General features: G+C 39.3%; 19 protein-coding genes and 1 pseudogene. 10 read left to right on the top strand and 10 right to left on the bottom strand.

The window, feature by feature from the left end:
• Positions 1 to 37 precede the first annotated feature (37 nt).
• The 3 genes from ACXAC4_RS06920 to ACXAC4_RS06910 are packed head-to-tail and all read right to left on the bottom strand — an operon-like array spanning position 38 to position 3429.
• Positions 38 to 1174 (bottom strand): ABC transporter permease, encoded by a 1137-nt coding sequence (locus tag ACXAC4_RS06920; protein ID WP_475160146.1) that lies wholly within the window; start codon positions 1172 to 1174, stop codon positions 38 to 40.
• Positions 1171 to 1905, bottom strand: coding sequence for an ABC transporter ATP-binding protein (locus ACXAC4_RS06915; RefSeq protein ID WP_475160145.1), 735 nt, complete (start codon positions 1903 to 1905; stop codon positions 1171 to 1173). The genes ACXAC4_RS06920 and ACXAC4_RS06915 overlap by 4 nt, the downstream gene beginning before the upstream one ends.
• Positions 1906 to 1908: 3 nt before the next feature.
• A complete protein-coding gene (locus tag ACXAC4_RS06910; protein WP_475164070.1) occupies positions 1909 to 3429 on the bottom strand; it encodes an alpha/beta hydrolase in 1521 nt (506 codons plus the stop codon).
• Between the two features lie 92 nt (positions 3430 to 3521).
• Here ACXAC4_RS06910 and ACXAC4_RS06905 point away from each other — a divergent pair, with 92 nt between their 5' ends.
• The 3 genes from ACXAC4_RS06905 to ACXAC4_RS06895 are packed head-to-tail and all read left to right on the top strand — an operon-like array spanning position 3522 to position 6000.
• The gene (locus ACXAC4_RS06905; protein ID WP_475160144.1) at positions 3522 to 3896 is read left to right on the top strand and encodes a GntR family transcriptional regulator; all 375 of its coding nucleotides are present in this window, start codon (positions 3522 to 3524) and stop codon (positions 3894 to 3896) included.
• A gap of 2 nt (positions 3897 to 3898) precedes the next feature.
• On the top strand, positions 3899 to 4738 hold the full coding sequence (locus tag ACXAC4_RS06900; RefSeq protein WP_475160142.1) for an ABC transporter ATP-binding protein: 840 nt from the start codon (positions 3899 to 3901) through the stop codon (positions 4736 to 4738).
• Positions 4735 to 6000, top strand: coding sequence for a hypothetical protein (locus ACXAC4_RS06895; RefSeq protein ID WP_475160141.1), 1266 nt, complete (start codon positions 4735 to 4737; stop codon positions 5998 to 6000). Before ACXAC4_RS06900 ends, ACXAC4_RS06895 begins: the two co-directional genes overlap by 4 nt.
• A gap of 263 nt (positions 6001 to 6263) precedes the next feature.
• Here ACXAC4_RS06895 and topA read toward each other — a convergent pair whose 3' ends face one another.
• Entirely contained in the window at positions 6264 to 8909 is a 2646-nt protein-coding gene (topA, locus tag ACXAC4_RS06890; protein WP_475160140.1) for a type I DNA topoisomerase, read from the bottom strand.
• A gap of 237 nt (positions 8910 to 9146) precedes the next feature.
• Complete coding sequence (locus ACXAC4_RS06885; RefSeq protein ID WP_475160139.1) at positions 9147 to 13445, bottom strand: hypothetical protein; 4299 nt, start codon at positions 13443 to 13445, stop codon at positions 9147 to 9149.
• Positions 13446 to 13605: 160 nt separating this feature from the next.
• Between ACXAC4_RS06885 and ACXAC4_RS06880 the strand changes: the two genes are divergently transcribed.
• The 6 genes and pseudogenes from ACXAC4_RS06880 to ACXAC4_RS06855 all read left to right on the top strand — a co-directional run bounded on the left by ACXAC4_RS06880 (position 13606) and on the right by ACXAC4_RS06855 (position 17457).
• Entirely contained in the window at positions 13606 to 14925 is a 1320-nt protein-coding gene (locus ACXAC4_RS06880; RefSeq protein WP_421964242.1) for a dicarboxylate/amino acid:cation symporter, read from the top strand.
• Positions 14926 to 15159: 234 nt separating this feature from the next.
• Positions 15160 to 15435 (top strand): hypothetical protein, encoded by a 276-nt coding sequence (locus tag ACXAC4_RS06875; RefSeq protein ID WP_475160137.1) that lies wholly within the window; start codon positions 15160 to 15162, stop codon positions 15433 to 15435.
• A 42-nt stretch (positions 15436 to 15477) separates the two neighbouring features.
• A complete protein-coding gene (locus tag ACXAC4_RS06870) occupies positions 15478 to 16074 on the top strand; it encodes a CBS domain-containing protein (protein ID WP_475160136.1) in 597 nt (198 codons plus the stop codon).
• A 74-nt stretch (positions 16075 to 16148) separates the two neighbouring features.
• Positions 16149 to 16748 (top strand): annotated as a pseudogene (locus ACXAC4_RS06865) (phage portal protein); the annotation flags it as partial.
• Positions 16748 to 17059, top strand: coding sequence for a phage holin family protein (locus tag ACXAC4_RS06860; protein WP_475160134.1), 312 nt, complete (start codon positions 16748 to 16750; stop codon positions 17057 to 17059). The pseudogene ACXAC4_RS06865 and the gene ACXAC4_RS06860, both read left to right, overlap by 1 nt.
• A complete protein-coding gene (locus ACXAC4_RS06855) occupies positions 17059 to 17457 on the top strand; it encodes a 3TM-type holin (RefSeq protein WP_475160132.1) in 399 nt (132 codons plus the stop codon). The genes ACXAC4_RS06860 and ACXAC4_RS06855 overlap by 1 nt, the downstream gene beginning before the upstream one ends.
• Before the next feature lie 131 nt (positions 17458 to 17588).
• Here ACXAC4_RS06855 and ACXAC4_RS06850 read toward each other — a convergent pair whose 3' ends face one another.
• The 3 genes from ACXAC4_RS06850 to ACXAC4_RS06840 all read right to left on the bottom strand — a co-directional run bounded on the left by ACXAC4_RS06850 (position 17589) and on the right by ACXAC4_RS06840 (position 19525).
• Positions 17589 to 18419, bottom strand: coding sequence for an SRA domain-containing endonuclease (locus ACXAC4_RS06850; RefSeq protein WP_475160129.1), 831 nt, complete (start codon positions 18417 to 18419; stop codon positions 17589 to 17591).
• 9 nt (positions 18420 to 18428) lie between these two features.
• Positions 18429 to 18698, bottom strand: coding sequence for a hypothetical protein (locus tag ACXAC4_RS06845; protein ID WP_130257360.1), 270 nt, complete (start codon positions 18696 to 18698; stop codon positions 18429 to 18431).
• Positions 18699 to 19273: 575 nt separating this feature from the next.
• On the bottom strand, positions 19274 to 19525 hold the full coding sequence (locus ACXAC4_RS06840) for a PapB/FocB family fimbrial expression transcriptional regulator (protein ID WP_475160121.1): 252 nt from the start codon (positions 19523 to 19525) through the stop codon (positions 19274 to 19276).
• A 346-nt stretch (positions 19526 to 19871) separates the two neighbouring features.
• Between ACXAC4_RS06840 and ACXAC4_RS06835 the strand changes: the two genes are divergently transcribed.
• Positions 19872 to 20117, top strand: a complete 246-nt coding sequence (locus ACXAC4_RS06835) for an ogr/Delta-like zinc finger family protein (RefSeq protein ID WP_475160118.1) — start codon at positions 19872 to 19874, stop codon at positions 20115 to 20117.
• 13 nt (positions 20118 to 20130) lie between these two features.
• On the opposite strand, the gene ACXAC4_RS06830 is transcribed toward ACXAC4_RS06835, so the two are convergent.
• Positions 20131 to 21024 (bottom strand): hypothetical protein, encoded by an 894-nt coding sequence (locus ACXAC4_RS06830; protein WP_475160114.1) that lies wholly within the window; start codon positions 21022 to 21024, stop codon positions 20131 to 20133.
• Positions 21025 to 21145: 121 nt separating this feature from the next.
• Positions 21146 to 21880, bottom strand: a complete 735-nt coding sequence (locus ACXAC4_RS06825; protein WP_475160112.1) for a hypothetical protein — start codon at positions 21878 to 21880, stop codon at positions 21146 to 21148.
• Between the last annotated feature and the right edge of the window lie 44 nt (positions 21881 to 21924).

Below are 21924 nucleotides of genomic sequence, written 5' to 3'. Positions count from 1 at the left end.
GAAGAACGGGGCTGGTTGGGAATATTTTATTTATTAATTATAAACCGAATACCACTTTTTCACTTTTCAGCATGCGGCTACTTAGGTAACTAAATACACCGAATAGTCCTAAAGTAACCAATGTTGATAATGCCAGCTGTGCGACAGGAATATCATTACCTTTGATAAATTCAATCATTGCGTATTGTTGTGCCGCGATTGGTAACCACTGTACAACGTCTGTCGCGATATCATAGGTAGTTACCATGCTTAGACCCATTGGTACAAATAAAACCATGGTTACATAGGTTTGCGCTTCTTTGAACGACTTCGCCATGAAAGACACAAACACCTGTAAACTTGCCGACATCAATGCAATTGGTAAACCAATCACAAAACAGAACAGCATAAATTCAATGCTTAAGTTAACACTAAATCCAAGTTGTTCCCAAGGCACCATGCCATAAGCAAACTTTGAAACCACTAAGATAAGTGCAAGACCTAACATTGAGAATGTTGCTATTGCACCTGACTTCGCCAAGACGATTTGTAATGTGCTAATTGGGTGGCTTAGTAATAAAGCGATAGAATTACGTTCACGTTCACCCGCACTGGTATCAATGGCTAGGTTCATCGCCGCATAAAACAGAGTCAGTACGATAGATAGCGTCGCAATACCTAAGAACATACCGCCTTTAGAGTCAGGTGTTGCTTGGTCATGTACTTGTACATCAACAGCTCTCATAAGCGTTGGATCAACACCTCTTGCCAATAGACGTAAACCTGCCACTTCAGAGTTATAACGTGCGAGTGAGCGCTCTAATCGTGAAATTGACTTACGTAACTTATCATTAGACTTATCTGCAACAACAGTAACCGTTGCTGGGCGGCCTTCAGACATCTTTACAGCAAAATCATCGCTAATCTCTAACACGATATCTTTAACGTCGTCGCCTGTACCATGCACAATTTCTTTACTTTCAAGATATTGAACTAGGTTAGGAGCCTGCTCTGCGTTTTTAATGGTAATTTTTAAATCTTCTGGTGAAGCAAATTGCTTTAACATCACTGAAAATAGTAAACACATAATAATGGGTGTACCAATGGCATAATACAAACCAGCCATTACCGAACGCTTGTCACGGCTTGCATCCAATACTTCTTTTTTAAATAAAACTGACAGTAACTTCATCATGCTGCAATTCCTTCATCACTACCGATTAATTCAATAAACGCTTCTTCTAGGCTTTCTTTGCCGGTTCGCTCGCATAATTCAGCTGGCGAGCCTTCTGCTACAACTTGCCCTTTCGCCATTACCACAACATGATCACACAGTGCGGCCACTTCTTGCATTACATGGCTTGAAAACAGCACGCAGTGTCCCTGCTCCTTCAACATTAGTAATAACTCACGAAGAATACGCGTGCTCATTACGTCAAGACCTCGAGTTGGCTCATCAAGAATAATATTGGTTGGTTTATGTACAATTGCTTGTGCCAGCGCCGTTTTCATATGCTGACCTTGTGAAAAGCCTTGGCAACGTCTGTCCGCAATGTCGTCCATTTTTAATTTACTTAAAACATCTTGGGTTGCAGTTTTTGCAGCACCCGTTTCCATGCCACTTAGTTCAGCATAGAATTGAATGTACTCGCGCGGGGTTAAACGCTCGTATAAACCACATGGATCAGGAAACAAGCCCAATTTTTGTTTTGCAGCCATCGGCTCTTTTGCGACATCAATGCCGTCAATCTCAGCATTGCCACTATCAGCTTTTAGTAAACCAAATACAGTACGTAAACAAGTGGTTTTACCTGCACCATTTGGCCCCAACAAACCTGTGATTTTGCCATTTTGTGCAGTAAAGCTCAGGTTATTCATGGCTTTTACTGAACCGATTTTCTTTTCTAAGTTATTTACAGAAATCATTTCTTACTCCTTTTCACTCGATTCAGAATCATTGCCTGCTTGCAATGCAACACCGTTTAAGTTCATAAAAAACTGTTTGCGATTGTCTTTTTCTAAACAAGTCGCGTCTAATTCTTCAGTCCCATTCGAGTCAATAAATTTACCAACAATACTCGAAGCACAAGTTTGTGACACAACACCATGTGTTGCGCTCTCAGCAACCAAGTGTTTTGCGTTACTCATTTCTACCATTGCCATTTCAGCCCAACTTACTGGTGTAGCCGGATCTAAGCCACCTGATAATAAGAGCGTAGGAATATCTGTTTTAACTGGTTCATAGAAAGACTTATCTACAGGCTTGGCATCCCATATAGGACAAGCTAAATCAAACCCTTCAATCATCATTCGTCCCATATAAGCTTGGCCATGATCTGCTCGAGAGGCATTGGTTAAGCTTGGCCAATCTTCAGAGCAGACAATCGCACTGTGCATACCCATCGCCATGCTATCCATCATATCTGTTGATGAAAGTAGACCTACAATCGGTGAATAATCACCGTTCAATGCTTCACTAATTGCTAAAGGTACTAATGCACGTGTCGTATGACTGTATAAGGCCATGCGGACAGTACTAAACACCTTCATTTTTGTCAGTACTAAGTTTATCTTCTTGTGCGTTCTTGGATGACGAACGGTTGTTTCAATGGCTTGTTCATCTAATTGATCAAGTAACTTGTAGAAGTTCGCTTTAAGATTCGGGTAATTTTTTGAGCAATTTGCATCTGCTTCACATCTATCAAGTAAAGCATTCATCGAATCATCAATCGCTTTACCTATCGCTGTTAAACTTTGCTGCATAGGCACAACACCATCGAGTGTGCTGGTGATCACAGAACCCCGGAATTGACGAGTATACTCTTGCGCTATACGCGTACCATATGACACACCGTATAGATGAAGGCCTTTATATCCTAACGCTTCTCTTACAGCATCAAAGTCTTTTGCCGCTGCTACAGTAGAATAATGTGATAGGTCGGTATTAAGATCGTCTTTACACTTTAGTGTTTCTTCTTTTGCGAAGGTATCCATGTCTTCGGTTAAATCATTTAACTCAAATTGAGATATTAAGTCTGCTCCATCACATTGAAGCTTATTGGATTTACCTGTACCGCGTTGATCAACTAATAATATATCTCTTGATTCACGTGCAAAACGCAAGTTTCTATCAAAAATAGCCGCTAACTCTGTGGCTGATTGGCCTGGACCTCCAGCAAAACCAAGTACGGCTTCATCAGGTTTACTCGGCTTGATTGCAGGAATGATTGCAAAATGAATATCTATTTCACCATCCGCTGGATTATCTGAAACTGGCTGCTTAATGCTGCCACATAATAATCTGTCATCTAAACCCTTTGCATAACATGGAGTAAGTTCTGGTTTTACTTTGTTATCTTGCTCTGCAATAGCTGAAGATGAAAGCCCTATCATTAACGGCAGAGCCGCTAACTTAAAAAGACCTGTTTTTGTCATGTTACTTCTGCTCATCATTGAGTTCCTTGTTGCTTTTTACACACACTATGATACTTTTAACTTAGTGTATTGGTGTATTATTGTATTAATACAGTGAGTTCAGATTAATGCTAGAATTTATTAATGTCAACCCCAGTAGTGGCGATCCAATTTATAAACAATTACACGAACAAATCGTTCGTTTAATTGTAGGTGGCCAAATACAAGCTGGAGAAGAGTTGCCATCCGTTAGGAAAATTGCAGAATATTTCACCGTAAACCCGATGACAGTGTCGCGGGCTATTGGCATGCTTGTAGATCAAGGTTGGTTAGAAAGACGAAGAGGCCAACCTACACGGGTTGCAGAGCAGCAACATCAGTCATCAGAACAAGGTCAAACGCTTCTTTATGAAGGGGTAGATCAACTAATACAGCAGGCAAAACAGCTTGGTGTAACCATGAACGAACTACATGAGATAATCTCACAAAGATGGGAGCAATAATAATGACAACCGCCCTTTTAGAATATAAAAACGTTCATAAGATATTTAATCAAAACATGGTGTTAAAAAACATCGATTTAACCATAGAGCCTGGTATGGTTGTGGGTTTGCTTGGCAAAAATGGCGCTGGTAAAACAACCCTTTTGCGCAGTGCCCTTGGCCTCATTGAGGTAGATACGGGCGAAGTATTTACACTCGGGGAGAACCCGACTCAACTAAATACAGAATTAAAGTCACAAGTTGGTTATGTGCCCCAACAAGCTTTTGGATATGAAGGTTTTTCGATTAGAGAAGCGTTAGATTTACACTCAAGTTTTTATAGCGAGTGGGATAATACACTTGAGCTAGATTGGCTAAAACGTTTTGAATTAAATCCTGATGATATGGTTGAAAACCTATCAATTGGTCAACGCCAAGCACTTGCTTTAATCATGGCTATGGCATATCGGCCTAAACTACTTATTTTAGATGAACCTGTGGCCAGCTTAGACCCTATCGCGCGTCGAGAGTTTATGCTTGATCTTTTTGACCTATCGCTCGAATCAGGCTCTGGAGTTATCTTCTCAACACATATCACTTCAGATATTGAACGAGTCGCGACCCATGTTGCACTTGTTAAAGACGGTGAAATCAAACTCTTTAACGAATTAGATGAACTCAAGACATCAGTGCGGAAAATCAGCTTCACCAACGAAACGTCGGTCAATTTAAGTGACTTTGATATTCTTAACAAACAGAATAACGCAGCAATCATCTCGGGTTACCTAGACCAAGATATTGCTGGTGTAAATCATGTTTCGACATTATCTCTTGAGCAATTATTTGTGGAGTTACACGCATGAGTAATACGCTAAACCGCACTTGGCATAAAGGATTTTATGCCTATTGGTTCAAAGAGTGCGGCAGCTTAAACTACCTGCTACCCATGTTTATTTTTGTCATTATCAGTGTTCTTGTTATGGCGAAAGGGGTAAGCGAGGCGCTGCCATTTACAATCTGTTTTACCAGTATTTGTGCTTTCGCTTCAGTCTCTTGGCAAAGCATTCGCCTGCAAGCCACAGAGTGGCATAGTTTGGTACCAGGTTACACAGAGCACATAGTCAAACAAGGCAACATCATTATTGTTGCACCACATGTGATTTTGATCACAAGTGCCATTATTTTTGAACAATATGACGTACTTAAATTGCTCAGTGTCTCAGTTTTAATAGGCACTTTGTTTTATTTAAAATGCCGAGTTACTAGCAAAATGTTTAACTCAAGTGCCTATTTTTTCTTTGCAATTATCGGGTTTACTATTGTTTTCAAAGAAGTACCTACTTGGCTGGCCGCTTTAGCTGTGATCTTAAACATTTGTTTAGTGCTGTTTAGAAAACACTTTGGTACAGCGTTCAAATGGCAAGCTCAAGCGTTAGTTGATTATAAGCACGCACTTCAGTCTGGTTGGTCTCCTATCCCTAAAGGTTTTTTAAAGGGATATGGACAAGGATTAAATAAATTCTTTTTCCCATTAAGCTATTTTATGGGCCGCTCGCTCATACAATACACTGTACTCGTGCTAATCATATTTGTTGCCTTACTTACCTTAAATTACTTTTATATAGCGGGCAGACCTAGCTTGTTTATATTTTCTAATCTTGTGTGCATTCTTGCTTTTATGATCTTATGGACAAGAATACAGAGGCAACAAGCATGGGGAACATTGATCACTTTACCGATTTATAGCAGTGTCAATGAAGCGAAAACAGCCTATGCAAAAGCATGTGAAAAGTATGCGCTTTGTATACTTGCTTGCTCTTTGTCACTGGCTGGAACCATAGAGTTTCTCAGATTCGATGAACCGAATTTCAAATTTACCGCTGCTTATGCATTGGTCAATACAGCTGGCGTACTCTTATGTTTTTCAGTGGGTAACTATTGTAAAAAGACCGCTTTCTTTAGTATTGCTCTGGTCTTTACATTGGGTTTTGTACTGGCAATTACTGGTGTTGTAGTTGAAACAGAAGAGGTCTCAACAGGAAGTCTTGGTTTAGCTTGCTGCTATTTTATCGTTGCCTGTTTTGCAAATCGAAATTCATCTAAACAACTATATACCAACCTCTAAACTATGTTTTTCTTTTAAGTAAGCGCTCTATATGAGCGCTTACTTATTGCTTCAGAACAAGATTCATAAATAAACAAGCTTTTCAAACTCCACCAACTTTAGGGCATTGATATACATGTAGAAACATACGCTTTTAGTCGAGTGTTCGACTCGATCACTAAATGCAAATTTCGTATTTCCGCTTAAAAGATAAAATGAATTAAGAAACACATATAAAAAACCCGAGCTGAGCTCAGGTTTTTACGATTAAAAGCTAAAGAATATTATTTAGCAGCCTTTTTCTTTTTTGGCTTATCTTCTTCAACCCATTTACCATTTTCATACGTTGCTTTCCAGCCTGTCGCTTTACCTTCGACTTCAGTCATTACATACTGAGTCTTAGTTTTGCGCGAGTAGCGTACAACGGCTAAATTACCTTCTGAATCTTTTTCAGGTGCATCCGCAAGGTAATAGAACTTAGGTGAAATTCTATCTCTGAACTGTTTTAGCTCTGCGACTTTAGGAGCACGTGTCTCCCTAGATTTAGGGAATGTGTGTGCCGCTAAGAAGATACCCGAGGCACCATCACGTAATACAAAATACGCTTCTGACTTTTCACAAGGTAATTCTGGTAAATGCACTGGGTCTTCTTTTGGTGGCGCTGGCTCACCGCTCTTCAAAAGTTTACGCGTGTTTTTACAGTCTTCGTTGGTACAACCGAAATACTTGCCAAATCGACCCGATTTAAGCTGCATCTCTGAACCACACTTATCGCAGTCAATAACTGGACCATCATAGCCTTTGATCTTAAACGTGCCTTGTTCAACGATATAACCACTACAACCTGGGTTGTTACCACAAACATGAAGCTTACGAGTTTCATCAATTAGATAAGAATCCATCGCCGTTTCACAAATTGGGCAACGTTTCATCTGCATCAGGGTTTCAGTTTCAACGTCTTCTACATCTGCCGCAACCGCTTCATCACCGGAAACTAAGTTCATCGTTGTCGTACAACGCTCTTTCGGCGGCAAATTATAACCTGTACAGCCTAAGAAAACCCCTGTAGAAGCCGTGCGAATACCCATCTTGCGATTACAGGTCGGACAATCAATATCCGTCTCAACCATGACGTTCTGACGCATACCGCCATTTTCTTCGTCACCACCAGCAACTTCTAACTGCTCTTTGAAATCAGCGTAGAATTTATCAAGTACCTGAGTCCAGACACGCTCGCCCTCAGCGATGTCATCTAAACGTCCTTCCATCTTCGCAGTGAAGTCGAAGTTCATTAAGTCATCGAAGTTCTCAACTAGTCTGTCAGTAACAATTTCACCCATTTTTTCAGCGAAGAAACGACGGTTTTCAACGCGTACATAACCACGGTCTTGAATGGTTGAAATAATTGCTGCGTATGTTGAAGGACGACCTATACCACGCTTTTCTAGCTCTTTTACTAAACTGGCTTCAGAGTAACGTGCAGGTGGCTTAGTAAAGTGCTGCTTAGGGTCTAAAGCCACTAGGTCAACATTATCGCCCACCGCTACCGCTGGTAGTGATTGATCTTCTTCGTTTTTCTTACGAACTGAAGGCTGTACTTTAGTCCAACCATCAAAACGTAGTACTCGACCACGGGCTTTTAGCGTGTAATCACCCGCACCAACCGTAATGGTTGTTAAGTCGTATTCTGCTGGTGTCATTTGACACGCAACGAATTGACGCCAAATAAGCTCATATAGCTTTTTAGCATCAGCATCAACGCCTTCTACATGACCTGATAATACGTTTACATCAGATGGACGAATTGCTTCGTGCGCTTCCTGCGCATTGCCTTTTGCACTGTATTTTATCGCATTCTCTGGTAAGTATTTATTACCAAAGTTGTCAGTAATATAGTCACGACACATTGCAACCGCGTCATTCGAAAGGTTGGTTGAGTCAGTACGCATATACGTAATGTAACCCGCTTCATAAAGACGCTGAGCCAACATCATGGTTTTCTTAACACCATAACCTAAGCGCGTACTTGCAGCCTGCTGCATCGTCGATGTGATGAATGGCGCGCTTGGCTTACTCTTACTTGGCTTTTCTTCTACTTTAACAACGCTTAATGAAGAAGACTCAATAGTATTAACCGCAGCCATAGCTTGAGCTTCGTTCACAGGCTTGAACGCTTGGCCTTGGAACTTGGTGACCGCAAAGCGAACATCTTCAGCTTTGGTTTTTGTGTCTGCGTGAATATCCCAATACTCTTCAGGAATAAACGCTTTGATTTCACGTTCACGTTCTACCAGCAGTCTTACTGCAACTGACTGTACACGGCCCGCAGACAAACCACGAGCGACTTTCTGCCACAATAAAGGCGAAACCATGAAACCAACAACACGGTCCAAGAAACGGCGAGCCTGTTGCGCGTAAACCATATCAGTATTTAATTGACCTGGCGCTTCGAATGCTTGCTGAATCGCATTTTTGGTTATTTCGTTGAAAACAACGCGCTTATACTTCTCTGGCTCACCACCGATGATTTCTTCAAGGTGCCAAGCAATTGCCTCTCCCTCTCTATCCAAATCGGTTGCGAGATAGATGTGTTCAGCATTTTCAGCGAGTTTTTTAAGTTCTTGTACGACTTTTTCTTTGCCTGGAAGTACTTCGTAATGTGGCTCCCACCCTTTTTCAGGGTCAATACCCATACGAGCGACTAGATTTGCGTAATCTTTGTTCTTCTTATATATGGCTTTTTCTTCCGGCGACATTTTTCTTACTTCTGCCGGAGATTTGGTCGCAACCCCTTTTGTTTTGCCTGCACCTGAGGTCGGAAGGTCGCGCACATGACCTACACTTGATTTAACAATGTAGTCTTTGCCTAAGTATTTATTAATTGTTTTCGCCTTTGCAGGTGACTCTACAATTACTAACGATTTGCCCATAGCTGCCTATTCTGACTCATCTTGGTGTATGCCCATCGGGCGTGAATATTTATAGGTATATCTACAAACACCTATTGTTACAAGCTTTTAATACAAAGTTTTAGCTGATTAATGATTAATTACACAGTTTTTGTTGCAATTTTAAGCAAAAATGTATCAAGCAATAAGTAAGCTGCGCAATATAATGGAAACAATACAAAAATGCCAACCGTTAGGTTGGCATTTTTTCAAGTAGGGTTATTGGTTGGCGTCCAGAACGTCAATTTCTTTTGTGACGACCTTATTTTCACCGTCTGGTTTAGTGAAAGTAAATTGAATTGTTAACAAGCCTTTCTCTTGACCGTTAGACTCAACTTCTCTAGAAAGAGAGGCTATCGCGTAATCTGATTCAACCCTTCCTGTATTAGGAATCTCTGAGTTAAGACTACTTACATCCAACTTACCATTAGTACTGATGATCTCAACTTCAGTACCTGCTGGAAGGGGGTTACCATTTCTGTCTGAAAAATAAATATAAACATTTAATCCTTCAACACCTCTATCACCAAGCGTTACTTGTTTTATATCACACAAGTCATCATGGCCTGTAATTGGTTCCAACTCTTGTATAATTGCATAAACAACTTCGCCTTCAGAATCTCTGATCACGTTACCATCATCATCAAGTGCCGGAAGTGTAACATTCGCACAAGCTGTATTTTCTTGTAACTCATCAGGCTGACCATCTAAGTTGTTGTCTATAGTCAGATCAACATCGTCTTTATTTACTGCGAAACGTACAAATGGGTCGTCATCTGAAAGCACGAGCTCTAGGTTACGTCTTACTTCAATGAGCCCTTTGTTGCATTTTCCAGACGCTTGAGCTGTTTCACCACAAAGTAAACCATCGTAGATACCATTACCTTGAGTGTAGAGGCCATCATTATTTGAATCTCGGAAAGTTTCAAATACACCACCGTCTGAATTTTTAGGAGTGCACACATCATCCCCTGATTCATCAGAGCAAATTACGTCTCCATCATACGTGCCATTAGCATTCAGATCGATAAATGGTTCAGGTCTGTCATAACTTTGATAAAATTCGCCTTCATCAAAACGACCATTACGTCTCTCTAGTGTAACATCCCCATCATTATTCACGTCGCTAGGCCTATCTATAAAGGTTTCTTGGCCTTTGGCAACAACTAAAAAGTTAACACGTCCCCCCTGAACAATATGACTAGTAACATTGCCGTCACTATCAGTACTACCTACCGTAGGGTATGAGCCAATGCAAGGAGCTGGCTCTCCAAAATACGTATCGCAAACGTCTCCGATCTGGTTGCCCCAACTGCTTTCTGAGAAAGGAATATCCCCTTGTCTTCTCCATGTTAAAGTACATGTAGCATCAACACTTGAGCAGTTATACAGTGGCGTGAGATCTTCACCATCGAGTGTGCCGACAACACCTGAGTTTGTAACAACAGTGGCCGTAACACCATCTCCACTGAGTTGATTAAATTGATCGCCAAAATAAATGTTTATATCAACTGTTGCACCAAGATAATCGAGACCGTTTATATTCCTAGTTACTAAAGCAGCATCAAAGCTGTCTTGATCAGTCACTCCTGAGCTTAATAAAATACGTGATGAGATACCTGTTATTTGATCTCCAATTTCAACTGGAATATAGCCATTTTCAGGGCAACCTTCTGCTGTTGGAGTATCTACACACCTTTTCACTTCATCAGCCCAGCATGTTACAGGCTTACTCTCATTGATACCTTGAGTTATTAATTCATCAGGAATATAACAAGCTTGCACAACTAAGGGACCAGGTACAGTGCCAGAAGTCACCGTTGTTTGCGCTTTACCTTCATTATTTGTGCTACTTGTTGTTTGAGTCAAAGAAGCAGCACCTGTAGAGTCTGTTAATCTGAAGTCGATTCGTTTTTGCTTGATTGGTTTTGTGTCAACGTCTAGAAGTTGGAATTCAACGACAGAAAGCGTTGGTGCGCCACCTTCACCTGGCGGTAAAGCAATAAATTGTTCAAAGCCATCATTGTTTGTTAAAAACTTTAATGCCTGGGCTTCAGCTTTACTTACAGTGAGAGCAAGAGTTTGAACAGCATTATTACCACCAGCTTCAATTGTTGCAGTGATAGTATCGGTACCAACACAACCATTAGCTCGATAAGTTGCAGTCGCGATGCCGTTTGAGGACTTCACTAAAGAATCTAGCTCAGTCTCATTACTCGCCGCACATACGGACGAGAAAGTTACATCTGTAGGAGTAAGGATTAAATCCCCCGTCTCTTTGTCACGCAAAGTTGCAGTGATAATTGTACTACCACCCGCTTTTAATTCAGTTACACCTTCTAACAAACCATCGTCTAAGGTCATTTCGATGTCAACAACGCCTACACTGAAATTAGCTGCACTTGACTCGCCTCTGAATGTAACAGTAACCGAGCCTGCACCACCAGTGTCTCCAGGCTGAAACTTAAGCAGTGCAACACCTTGATCGTCTGTTAAAGCCGTACCATTAGTTGGTAAAACTTGTCCCAGAGTTGTTTCTACTGAAACAATTTGTCTGTTATAAGCTGTATCATTATCTGCCGGTGTAACCAAAATATAAATTTCTGCTAGCTCATTAGAGCTCAATTGAGCCGAATTAGTACAACCAAAATCTGGATCTGTTGGGTCCAGTCTAACTTCGTTCCTGTTAGCATCCCAATCATCATTACAACCTGTTAAAATTCTTACATCAATGTTATACAAGCTTGTATCAGGGATGTTTGGGTTGCCAGAGGATTGATAATAACCTGTTTGTCTAAAAACTAAATTTTCAGTTTGTTGATATGTTACAGTGAATTCACCTAAACCAGCTTCAGTTGTCGGTTTCAACTTAAAACTAGCAACACCTGTATCATTAGTGACTATTTTGCCATTACTAGGATCGGTGGAGCCAATAGAATCTCCTTGAACCAAGATAAGCGCATTTGACACACCTACATTATTCTCAGTCAGCGTGACAGTCACAAATCCGTCTGTCTCAGCTGAAACCTTATTCTCTGATGAAATCTTATTCCCATCTTTATCTAGCACATCACTAACAGCTAAACGTATACCACCAGTACCTGCACTATCAAAGAAGATGTTTGAAGATATTGTGCTGCCATCTGGCTTTTCAAAACTGACTGTCGCTTTACCTGCACCTTCCAAATCATTATCAAGTAAGTTAACTGACGCAATACCTTCTTGGTTGGTTAAGATTGAACCTGAAGAGTGATCTAACCTTGCATATTGGTCAACTTCAAATTGTAAACGCGTATTTGTTACTGGCTCATTGTTAAGTAAAACCTGTGCTTCTAACGTTAACGCGCTGCCACCTGCTAGCATATTTGATGGCTCATTAGTTAATGGGTTTTTCGCAGTAAATGAAATTTTGTAAGGATCAGCATCAAATTTAGGGTTACTCGCCGTGTAGTATGGCCTAACAGCTACAACATCAGTGTCGTTATGTGTATAAGTTGCTGTCAGTGCATCAACTCCACTTTCTGTGTTTGCCAAAAGTGTGATTGTTGCCTGACCGTTTAAATCAGTTACAACACGACCATCAGCAGGAACAGTAATACCCTTATTACCTGCGCTGATAGTAATAAATTTTTCAGATAAAGGCTTAGAGCCCTCTAATAATGTAACAACAACAGAGGCATTTTTATCTTCACTTAGACGATTCGAAGTTGTAATTGGATTGCCATCTGCGTCTGACATATCAATACTTAAAGAAATACTACTGGTACTAAAACCTTCGGTGAAAAAGTAACCTCTTGCAATGACATCGTCAGTTTGCTCATTGAGAGTACCTTTGTAAGTGACAGTTACAAAGCCTGGACCACTTGTTGTGTTAGGTGTCAAAAAGAAAACCGCTTTACCATCTGATTCTGTTAAACCACTGTCGTAATCCAGCTCAGCTCTTTGATCAGTATCTAACTCCACCACAGCTTGCGATACTGGGGTGTTATCATTCATAACTTCAACAGTGACAATAGCAGGCTTTGAAGTTGAAAGCGGATTATCTTGGGTAATTACGGCACCATCAGTATCTTTTATAGTCACGGTAATTTTTAAACCACCATCTCCAAGCGATGTAAAATCAATCTGCTCTTCTAATGTTGTTTCAGCAATAGATACTGACGCACTCACTGCGCCTGCGCCTTTTTGATCTGTTGGTAACAACTTAACCGTCGCTTTACCTTCACTGTTGGTCAACACTGATGCAGGTCCATCAAAACGCGCATATTCGTCAGCCGTGAAATTAATACGGGTATTGGCTACAGCCGCTCCGTCATTATTCAGTGTGGCTTCAATTGTGAGGGGGGTTTGCAGAGAAAGCTCTGTCGTTTGTTCTAAAATCGATAACGTAAGTTGGTAATCGCTTGAAGAACCACCATCTCCAGTATTATTGTTTGTTTTATCTATTGTTCCACCGCCGCCACAAGCTGTGACTAATAAGGAAAACAACAAAATGCTAAACCAGCGCATCAAAGGCATTACCCCCTCTCCCTAGCTGAATTAAAATTATTATCTCCTCATGTTACCTTATAAAGTGATTAAAAATCACAACTTTTTCTTAACTATTTAACGTTTTTTTTTGGTCTCAGCGCACCATGCTGGTAGGCTATTATGAATTTAAAAAAATCTAACAATCGATATGACACAAAATAACAAGATGAGTTTAACCACTCGCATCATGCTGGGCATGGTTGCGGGTGTTTTTCTAGGCCTGCTTTTCCAATTTATTCTTGGTGATAAAGAAGACGTTTTAATACCTCTTGGGCTATTTGACCTAGCCGTTAAAGGCTTCTTTGTAGACGGCTTATTTCACATCGGCGGGCAAATTTTCATTGCCAGCTTAAAAATGCTAGTTGTGCCTTTAGTTTTCATTTCTTTGGTGTGTGGTACATGTAGCTTAAGTGACCCTAAAAAGTTAGGTCGTTTAGGGGGCAAATCAATCGCACTTTATTTAACTACGACAGCAGTAGCCATTACCGTCGCAATCTCACTTGCTTTGTTAGTGAGCCCAGGTGTGGGTTATGACGTACCTACCGAAGCAGCATTTGACGCAAAACAAGCACCAACGCTGACTCAAGTTATTATTAATATGTTCCCTACGAACCCTATCAATGCGATGGCTGAGGGTAACATGTTACAAGTTATCGTATTTGCACTTTTATTTGGTATTGCAATGGCACTAAGTGGTGAGCCGGGTAAACGTATTGCAAAAGTGTTTGATGATTTAAACACGGTTGTGCTTAAACTTGTGACTATTTTAATGAACCTAGCGCCAATTGGTGTTTTCTGTTTAATGGCTAAGTTATTTACAACCATTGAAATGGGTTTGATCCTAGGTTTAGCAAAGTACTTCTTTACTGTATTAGCCGCTCTATTTATTCATGCACTGATCAACTACTCTGCACTTTTAAAAATTCTAACGGGTTTAAGCCCTGTAACCTTCTTAACTAAGATGAAAGACGCATGTATGTTTGCGTTTAGTACATCAAGTTCAAGTGCAACGATGCCAGTAACCCTTGAAACAGCCACTAAAAAGCTAGGTGCTCATAACTCTGTTGCGTCTTTCACCGTGCCTCTAGGCGCGACTATTAACATGGATGGTACTGCCATCATGCAAGGTGTGGCGACTGTATTTATCGCACAAGTTTTCGCTGTTGATTTAACAATCAGTGATTACTTAATGGTTATCCTTACCGCTACGCTTGCTTCTGTAGGTACTGCAGGTGTGCCTGGTGTGGGTCTTATCATGCTTGCAATGGTACTTAACCAAGTAGGTCTGCCAGTTGAAGGTATTGCTATCATTATGGGTGTTGACCGACTGCTTGATATGACACGAACAGCTGTAAATGTTACAGGTGACTGTATGGTGACTTGTGTTGTTGCCAAGTCTGAAAACGAGTTCGATACACATGTTTTCAATGACCCAAATGCAGCTAAAAATTTAGAAAAACTAGATTAAGCCTCGCAAGCCCCAGTATTTTAATTGCTGGGGCTTTTAGATCCCTTGGGCAAGCAACTGACTTTTAATTTATAACCCCCACCAAAAACCAGTTCAATTCATAACCAGTTCAGATTCAAGGCGTATCATACTCACCTAAGATTTATACGTTGTTACATATTAAGTCTTGTTTTTTATTTGGGTCACCCATAAATTGAAGTTATGGGTTTATTAGAGTGTTAAATACGGTGAAGTATGAACATAATTAAGATATTGACGCTTCTTTGCGTTTTCAGCTTAGTTAATGTCTCGACCGCGCAAGCTGCCGAGCACGACACTCTTTTGTCTGTAAATTCTGTGGCGATAGATCAAGATAATGTTAATGTCATCGACGATCTAGACGACACAATTATTTCTTCAGCAGATATAATCAAAGGCCCGATAAACCATTCTGAGTTTGTTCTTTCAATTTCTGCTGCTACAGTACAAATTGAGTTTTCACCAATAAGAGCACCACCTATCAAAAATTAATATCGAACTTTCGTGCTTATTAATTTTTTAAAGAGGTGACTCATGAACGCATTTACACCATTAGAAACACAAACTGCATCTAACTTAACTTTTGCTCCTGTTAAATTTGCTAACACATATAATCAATTAATTGATGAAAATGAACCAGCTTTACAGCTAATGCATAACCTTGTGCTTAACCCAATTCAGCATATTGAAATAGATACGCGTCTTGATGAGGTAGAGCTAATACTTAACAAAACACATCATAAAATGAGTTTTGTTATTGATACTAAAGATAAAATAGTTGGCCTAATTTCAAATGCCAGACTAGGTAGCCGTCATATATTAGCGACCGCAGACAGATTAAATTGCCTTCGTAAAGAGCTTACAATTGGCGATGTTATGCTACCAATCAATACGCTACAACAAGCTAATCTGAAGCAAGTTGAGCAGTCAACCGTTGGCAGTATAACCAAAACCATGGAACAAACTGGCTCAGAGTTCTTGCTTGTGACTGATGATACACAAACAAATTTTATCGGCTATTTTGGGTTGATTGATTTAGCAAAAGTGGTTGGCTTAAATTTGTACACAGTGAAGCGCGCAAATAAATTCAGTGACATTGTAGATACCCTACTTCATCACACAGAGATTTGATTTACCCACTATCCCAAAGTAATGTAAGTTAAAGTACAAAGCGCCGAATGGCGCTTTTTTTACGTATAATTTGATTTAAGCCTGGTGAAGTCATTCACATTAAAGAATACGACCCAGCACAAGGCATTTACGGCATACCCGAATATTATGGCGGCATTCAAAGCGCGTTGCTCAATGAAGACGCCACACTATTTAGGCGCCGTTATTACAAGAACGGTGCACACATGGGCTTTATCTTCAGTATGGCCGACCCAAATTTAAGTGTTGAACACGAGAACAAATTAAAAAGCGCCATCAAAGACAGTAAAGGCGTTGGTAACTTTAGAAGTTTGTTTTTTAACTTTCGCAGCAACAAAGCCGATGCAGAGAAGTCGATTAAAATCACCCCTGTTGGTGACATATCTACCAAAGACGAATTTGAGCGTATTAAGAAAATCACGCTTAACGATATGCTGAGCATGCACCGTGCGCAAGAAGCGTTAAGCGGTCAAAGCTCTGGTGATTCCCCGGGCTTTGGTGATTTAGACAAAATCACCCGGGCATATTACAACAACGAAGTTGTGCCACTGCAACAAACTATGCAAGGCATTAACCGTTACTTACCAAGCAATGTGCACATTGATTTTGCGATACCTGAATACTCTGACTTACACCCAAGCAAGGATGCCGAATAATGGACTTTATACACCTTAAACAGATTGTGCAATTTGTGATAATCAGTATGGCTGCGGCTGCTATTCAACTCTATTTATCGCCCCACGCTTTTACTTTTGGCCGTTACTTTTTTAACGCGCTAATGGCATTACTTGCTGCTTATTTAGTTTCGAGCTTTTGTGACTTTTGGCAAGTAGCCGAAAGCGCCCGACCTGGCTTTATTGGTGTAGGTGCATATTTGGCACCGCACTTGTTCAATGGCCTGAATAATTTGGGGCAAAGGTTTGGTAAAGATCCTATGAATATTATTAACAAGTTAAGAGGTAAGTGATGGGCTGGCTATCAAATATTTTCAACGTTGGTACTGCTGAACCAGTTAAAGCAGTTGGCGATGTGCTAGACGAATTGTTTACCTCCAAAGAAGAAGAGTTAACTCTTGATACAGTAAAGCAACGACTAGCGCAAAGGCCGCAACTGGCCCAAACTAAAGTGAATGAAGTGCAGGCAGCACACCGCAGCATTTTTGTTGCGGGTGCTCGGCCTTTCTTAATGTGGGTGTGTGGCTTCGGATTTTTATTTGCCTTTGTGATCAACCCCCTTCTTACTTGGCTCTTTCCTGACATGGGCAAGCCCGAATTGCCTCTTGAAGTAATGCTTGAGCTTACACTTGCAATGCTCGGCCTTGCTGGCCTGCGTACAGTAGAGAAACTGAAGGGCGTTAGTAAGTGATGTCAAACTTTCAAATAATAGTACTAAAATTAAAAATATTATTTCCATTGCTTTCTCCAATTTTTTTATAGGAGAAAGCGTATCTCTTTTGAATAAGGATCTGGCTCAACTAAGCATGCTAAATACAAGACTTAATTGAAATTCTGTTCGTTAGCTTTGATTTTCTCATGTAAATTAGCATTGAACTCTTTGCTATCAACTGAGTAATGAGCTCGGCGATGACAGTTTGCACATAAGGCAATTACATTTTCAGGCATATCTGGACCACCATCAGCTAAGCGTGTTAAGTGATGAACTTCTAAATAAGGTCCAACATTTGTTTTAAACTTGGCTTCTTCTCCACACCCTTCACAACAGCCTCCAGCTCTCTTTTTTGCATAGAGTTTTATAGCTTCACTTCGGTACCTTATTGAAGTTAAACGTTCAGTTGAATTAGTTAACCTGCTAGTACTTGAAATTGCTAATTCTCGAAGTTTCTTAAGTGGTTTGCCTCTAGTTGGTTTGACTAAATAATTAGTGTTTGGCTCACCTTGAGTATGAGCTTTTATACCTTCTGCTTTTGTATAAAGTTCCAAATGAAAGATAAAAGCGTTTCGCATTTGATCATGCTTATCAGGCCTAATTTCAATGTGGTGATCTAAAAAATCACAAAAGCCTAAGAATTTTGAATGGCCACTACTAAATTCCTCAAACAGCAAAATTTCTTTACCATTTAACTTATGGTCTCGAATTGCTAAATTACCTTTTTCCATTTTCATATCACCTTCTTGGCCTTCACCTGTATAGCGGAATGTTCCATCCGGGTGAAATCCGTCAGAGTAACCAAACTCTTCCCCTGCATTACTGGTAAATATGAAAATGTATGGATGATCTTTTGGAGTAGAAATACCTCCATATTGCTGGCCTTTATACACACCATGTATTTCTTTTTGACGGTTATAAACTTTCCCTATTTCGAACATAATATGACCTCAGGTTAAACTTTTATCTTTTTTACAGCTTGCTTGTAACCCATCTTGGTAAAAAATCTCTAAAATTAATTTTTGTTTATTAGCTTCATTAACTTCTTTCATGAACTCACTATGAAATACTAATTTTCTTTCAGCTGTTAAGCTAATTTCAAACTTGCCACATTCATTGTTCGGACAAAGGTATAGTCTTCTATTCTCATGGTCTCTGTATACAAATTTAGCTTCAGTATCACATAAAGGACACGCTCTAGAGTAAACCTTATCAGACATTTTGACTCCTAGAAACTTACAACACATTGAAGCATATAAGAAAACTATTGAGCTCTTAAGTCAACTACTAAGTTTGCAAGCCAAAGCTATTAAGGGTTCAGCCTCCGAAATTAACTATTTTTTTTTACCCGAAAATTATTAGATTTTTTCTTGCTATGATTTTCTTGAATAACAACACTAGGAGAACTCAATGACTGATTCGTTTGGTAAGATAGATAAAGATATTAAATATTATGACAAGCAATGCGTAAAAGCAGGAAATTTGCTTATAGCATCTATTCCTCTATTGTGGGCATTTCCACCTGAGCATTTCGATTTTATTTTATTCGTTGGAATAACTTTCTATTCAGTTATTTATTTGTCTGGAATAAAAAGCACTAAGACTTTTAAACATAGGTATAAAGAAAGCTTAAAAGAGTTTAAAAAAACTGACCGCTTTAAAGCGTTGTCAAAATACCAAAAGCAAAAATGCTTAAGCCTGGCAATGAAGAAAATTGAGAAGACAGCTTTTTGGTATACCTTCAATAAACGACCGAACTTTTATTTTATCAAATTGATACTTTTATACACGATGTTCATAAAAACTGACTTTGATAATCTAACTCTTTTATTCTTTCAACTAATTCAACTTTAGCTTCTAATTTTTTTAAAGCGGCGGAAAAGTTTGGCATTTGAACACCATTTGCAAGTGCCGCTGCTTTCTTATCCATGCCTCTGACCAAATAATCATTAAGCGCACTGATCACACTCTCACTTTGGATGCGAGTTAGCGATAAAAGCAGTTCAAAGCGCTCTTGGGTTTGCATTCCTTTAAACAAGTATTTCATAAAATAGTTATGAGTTAAGTCATAATTATTTAAGTTTATTTTGATTTTCAATTTTTACAATGATTTTTAAGGCTTTATTGTCACTTTCGTGTCAAAGCATGTCACAACTTTGACATTCAGATCCTTTTCAACAATCTTCTAGATCCTTTATTTACTTGGCTTAGTTTTAATATGGCTGTCACTAAGCTTGTCAATTTGACGCATTTTTTGTGCGAAAGCGGAAGGCGAGGAGGAGTGATTTTTTCGGCACTTTGGTTGCTGCCTAGATATTCTGACGGTAGTTTGCCAGCACACCAACCACTGTATATAATTACAGCTCTTTATTTTTGGTATTTGGTGCAGAGTTATGAGAGTGAATTGCCCTAACTGTGAAAGCAAAGCAATCATTACATCAAGAGAGAATCAATCAGCGGGCGTAGCTGATTTATATTGTACATGTACAAATACTAAAGAATGCGGGGCAACATTTGTAACAACCATAGCATTTAAACACTATTTGAACCTCACTAAAAATGATACAGCACGCCTTGCTGCATCACTCATTAAAAACCTTACAAAAGAAGAACAGCTAGGCTACTTATCGTTTAGATAAAGCATTGCTAGTTTTAGATGTATAAATTCTGATTAGGGATTGCAAAATGTTTTGTAAACTCATTTAAGAAATGCAAATCTTCTGGGTTTGAAGACAAGTAATCTCCATGCCATATTCTTGTAACAGTGGAGAGCTGCTCGTTAATTTTTGTAGCAACTGAACAATACAAAACTACTCCCAAAGTTCTTAAATCCTTAATCCCAAGCCATAGTTCTTGATTATCATCAGCAAAGCTTTCCAACTTCACCGAAAGGAATGAATGGGCCTTATGCAAAGTATCTGCTCTTATGATTTTAAAATCAGTGTTAACTAGGTTAGAGACATCTAAAAAGATGAGCCCCCTAGTTTCATTTGGCTTTTGGCAATATTTATACTTTTTATGAAGCTGTTTCTCTGCCTCTTTTATGCGCTTTGCTAACTTTTTACTTGAAGTTAATCTTTTACATTCAATAAGTAACTGAGCTCCAGTTTTATCTTTCACTATCAAATCAGCATTGGTAGTCAAATCCAGTGCAAAGCCTAAACTATGGTATTCACCAATAACTTTTAACTCAAACTCAAAATTTCTCGCTCTGTCGTCCCCCACCATTATTCCTTTCCGAACAGGCCCTTTAATCAATTCTTTAAGGAGAGGCTCAAGAGAATAATCATTTAAACTTCTTAGGTTTTGATAAATCGAAAATAATTCTGAAAGGTCATACATTACTGATTCAAACTCAAGCACAGATACTTTTTCACCAACACAGCTTAAAATATACTTTTTATAATTAGCTATTCTAGTTGGTGAAATATTAAACCCCCAGGAGCCTAGCCACTCACAAACAGTATCAATCCTTTCACATAGCTCATTAACATTCATCTCTTTACCAGCACTAGGTCTGATAAATTTTCTTAAACTTGAGTTCATAAGTTTCCTTCCAATAAAGACGCACTTTTTAGCCCACGCGTCACATCTTGTCTAAATCGCCATAAAATTAATTGTCAGTCTAAACACTTAATAACTAGATATTTATTTTCTTTTTGCTCAATTATACGAACAGCTGGGATTTTACCACTGAACGAAATGCTCTATAGTGTTCATCAACTTTTTTAGTAAGAGCAATAGCTGACTTTGAACACTCTTGATACTTACCTGTAGTATCGTAATCACCTCCTCGGTCATGGTTTAACTCTGGGTATAGACAATACCGTTGATCTTCCACCACAAGGTCTGGAGGAAAGTGGAAAAAGTGCAATGCACTCCATTGCATAAGCTCTTGTAGTGATTTACCAAAGCGTTGAAACTCTTCTTGAACTCTTTGGTTAAGGAACTCGAATTCAGGTTCGTCAATGAAATAAATAAATGCCTGAACTCTTCTTTTATGACTAGCTAAATATGAGTGATCGTCACGAATCGATGAAAGATAATCGGTTAAATAATATTCTTCAAAGTCTTCAGTAATACGTTTGAATAAATTTATATCATGCTCTCTGGAAAGAGCCTCTTTGTCCGATAAGGGAGTTTTATTAATTTGTACTTTGGTTTTCTCACGCTCTAGCAAAATATTATGAAATAGGCCTAGTGTGACCAAAATTACACCAGCTATTGCGTCATACTCACCAAATACCTTCATTTCAAATTGTTCAGAGAGGATCCAATTCACAACACTTTGGAGAAAATTTGTTGTTGTGAGCCCCAAACCTGTAATAACCACTGCCCACGTGACTTTGTTCGAAAATTCAGGAAAGAAAAGTCTGAATACTTTTTCTATTTTGTTCCACACTCTCAACTTACCTCCAAATGTATCGTTGTTATGTTTATTAAAAA

It is taken from the genome of Pseudoalteromonas sp. AWM4_233, from assembly GCF_056158285.1.
The sequence above is the reverse complement of the archived record's forward strand: the minus strand, read 5'-3'. Positions and strand labels throughout refer to the sequence as shown.